Source organism: Haloechinothrix alba, from assembly GCF_900188115.1.
GTDB lineage: Bacteria > Actinomycetota > Actinomycetes > Mycobacteriales > Pseudonocardiaceae > Haloechinothrix > Haloechinothrix alba.
Map to the genome: position 1 here is coordinate 1 of NZ_FZNW01000058.1, position 3013 is coordinate 3013.

General features: G+C 68.1%; 3 protein-coding genes and 1 pseudogene. 3 read left to right on the forward strand and 1 reads right to left on the reverse strand.

The genetic code is table 11. The features are described from left to right. Positions 1 to 347: 347 nt before the first annotated feature. The 3 genes from CHB84_RS22000 (at position 348) to CHB84_RS22010 (ending at position 2076) form a co-directional block, all read left to right on the forward strand. Positions 348 to 572, forward strand: a complete 225-nt coding sequence (locus CHB84_RS22000; RefSeq protein WP_089303551.1) for a hypothetical protein — start codon at positions 348 to 350, stop codon at positions 570 to 572. 115 nt (positions 573 to 687) lie between these two features. Beyond that, positions 688 to 1605, forward strand: a complete 918-nt coding sequence (locus tag CHB84_RS22005) for a tyrosine-type recombinase/integrase (RefSeq protein WP_089303552.1) — start codon at positions 688 to 690, stop codon at positions 1603 to 1605. Between the two features lie 261 nt (positions 1606 to 1866). Next, the gene (locus tag CHB84_RS22010; RefSeq protein WP_425432333.1) at positions 1867 to 2076 is read left to right on the forward strand and encodes a helix-turn-helix domain-containing protein; all 210 of its coding nucleotides are present in this window, start codon (positions 1867 to 1869) and stop codon (positions 2074 to 2076) included. Positions 2077 to 2878: 802 nt separating this feature from the next. Here CHB84_RS22010 and CHB84_RS22620 read toward each other — a convergent pair. Next, positions 2879 to 3013: pseudogene (locus CHB84_RS22620) on the reverse strand (IS256 family transposase); the annotation flags it as partial.

Sequence of the window (3013 nt, forward strand, 5' to 3'; positions counted from 1 at the left end):
CTCACCCGCTCGAAATGGCGCCGCAGACACCAGCAACGCGCCCGACGATGCCACTACGCCGCACGACAAGCTCCGCAATAAGTGCGACTGTAGTACTAAGTGTTTCGACACGTCAACAGCGGTTCGCTTACGCTCGTCTTCCTGGTCCCCACCTGACGCCTCGACGGACGCCTTTTCCTCATCGCTCACCACGACGGTCTTCAGCCAACGCAGCATGAGGCGGTTTGATGCCTCCCCCGCAGGGCGACGCCGAAGGGCCACAACCTTCATCACTTGCACAGCACCGCATCAAGAAGCCCTCCTACCTACATACGACTCCTCTCCACGTTCGTGGCACAACCAGGATCATGTTGACAGAGAGGGCCGGCGGGGAAAAGGCGATCAACCGCGACCTGGAGGCCAAGGCCCGGGCCTTGGCCGGGACCAAGGGCTACGTCACCAACCTCGCCGCCAGCGGTGAGTTCGTCATCAACTCATACCACCGGCTGTTCCAGATCGAGTATCAACTCTTCCAGAAGTTCGCCGCGCCGTGTGATTCTGCAGGAAGGTCGTTGTCGCTGGTAGCGGCGTAGGCGACACGCCGACACTCCGGGTGTCCGAAATCCTTGACATTGATCGGAATTGTTGAAAACTGCTCGGGAAAGCAGATATCGGTGCGGCAATTCTGAACTTGGGCAGGTGGCCGGGATGACGTCGTTGGCGGTGGTGCATGACATCCACTCGCCGCGATCGTTGGACGCCCCGGACGCTGCGGCCGCGTTTCAGGAGGACCTGTTCGCGGAGTTCGTGCTGGCGCGCTCGGCGCACGGGGCGGCGGATGCCACGGTGCGCGCGGAACTGGCCGCGGTGACGGAGTTTCTGGACTGGGCGGGCTGTTACGCGTGGGAGGTCGAGCCCGGCCACGGTGACCGGTTCCTCGTCGAGGCGCAGCAAGATAGGGCGGTCAAGACCCGGCAGATGAAGGCGGGGCGGATCGCGACCTTCTACCGATTCGTGGAGGTGCGCTATCAGGGCGAGATCCACCGGCTGACCGGGCGGGTGGTGGCCTCGCCGATCGACGAGGTCAACCGGCCGAGGAGCAGCGGGTCGTGCACGGTGCGGGTACCGCCGTCGCCGGCAGAGCTGGCCGGCTTCTTCACCCGCTGGCGCGAGGAGTTGGCCCAGGTCCGCAAGTGGCGCACCGCCACCCGCAACTACGCGATGGCCCGACTCGCCGCAGAGCTGGGGTTGCGGGCGAGTGAACTGTGCGGGCTGGCGCTGGAGGATTTGCATTTCGATCACGGCCCGCTGGGCAGGATCCACGTGCGGAGGGGCAAGGGGTCGCGCGGATCCGGGCCGCGGGAGCGGCTGGTGCCGATGCTGGGTATCGCCCGCACGCTGCTGAGGTGGTGGGTCGAAGACGTGCGCGGGGAGTTCAGCGACGACTTCGAGCTCCCCCGGGCTGCGCTGTTTCCCTCCGAGCGGGCAGGCCCGGCTGATAAGGAAGCGTTCCGGCTGGCGGTCAAGGACGCCGCGGTGCGGCATTTGCGCGGGCCGGTGCGGACGCTGACCCCGCATGTGTTACGCCACACGCCTGCGCGTCCAAGTTGTATGCCGACGGGCTGAGCCTGCTCGCCCTGCAACAGGTCCTCGGTCACCGATGGCTGACCACAACGGTTTCGTACGTCCACGTCACCAGCGAGGCGATCGAGGCGGAATACGCCGCGGCCGAACGGGCCGCGGCCCGATGGACAGCCCCGCTGAACAGGGAGGATAGCCACTGATGCGATGGAACTTGCGGATGGTCGCCGCGCAGCGGGGCGTGTGGAAGGCAAGTGACCTGCGTCGGCGCTGGCCGAGGCCGGGCTCGAGCTGTCGGCCGGCAAGATGTCGAACCTGTGGTCGCAAACCCCGATCTCGATCCGCCTGGACGATTTGGACGTGATCTGCTCGGTGCTCGAGTGCGACCCCGCTGACCTACTGATCCCCGAACCCCCGGTCGCCGAGCCCGCTCGGCCGGCAGCAGACGCCACCGCGGAAGCACCCACGGTTCGCCCGCGACGGGGCGGCAGGGGCCGTTCGGTGCCGCCGGTATGAGCCGCCACCCCCGGCTGATCACCTGCCCCGACTGTCGGCGGCACGTCCCGATCCACGCCCAGGGCCGCTGCGCCGCGTGCTACCAGCGGGCTCGCCGTCACTACGCGGTCTGCGACGTCTGCGGCGAGTACCGGCAAACCTACGGGCGCACCTGCCTGCGCTGCCAGCACCGCCGCCGCGCCACCGGCGGGACCTGCGCCGACTGCGGACGACAGGTCACACGGCTATGGACCCGGCGGTGCGCGTTCTGCGCCCACAGGTCCTGGCAGGTTGGCAGTTGCGTCGACTGCCTCGCCTGGGTGGCCAGCATCCGCGGTGGGCGCTGCCGCCGCTGCCGACAATTCACGCACCGCAACACCCCCGGCGAGTGCCGCTCCTGCCACCGAGCGTTGGCGGTCAACCACCACGGACGCTGCCGACTCTGCACCACCGCCCGCCGCGACGCGCACCTGGGCGGCGACCCCGACGGGGAAACCGAACCCGGCCAACGCCCCGGTATCCAGCTGTTCCTCGGCGACGCCTTCTCAGCCCCACCACGTGCCACGCGCCCACGCCCAGCATCACCCGATCCCGAGACCACCGCGGTCCCGGCAGCCGGGCAGGTGGAGCTGTTCAGCGTCCGCCCCGCCCCGGAGCGCGCCGACACCGCTGCCCGCGCCTGGGCATCCTCGCCCGCCGGTGCCCAGCTACTAGCCGCAGTGACCACCTTCGCCCGAACACGAGGCTGGCCTGTCGCCACCACCCGACGCGTTCAACAAGGCCGGGGACTGTCCGATAAACGGTGGATCTGGCTTGGCATGGGCTAGTTTCCGCTCGGGGTGATGCGGCCTTCGAAGGTGATAGCGAAGGCGTTGAGAGCGGGTTTCCACCGCATGGCCCATCGTGCCTTACCGCGGCCGGTGGGATCCAGTGAGCGGGTGGCTAAATAGAGGCACTT

Coding starts and splice junctions, on each gene's coding strand:
- CHB84_RS22010 (WP_425432333.1), top strand. CDS start 1,867: ATGTCGAACCTGTGGTCGCAAACCCCGATCTCGATCCGCCTGGACGAT.
- CHB84_RS22005 (WP_089303552.1), top strand. CDS start 688: ATGACGTCGTTGGCGGTGGTGCATGACATCCACTCGCCGCGATCGTTG.
- CHB84_RS22000 (WP_089303551.1), top strand. CDS start 348: ATGTTGACAGAGAGGGCCGGCGGGGAAAAGGCGATCAACCGCGACCTG.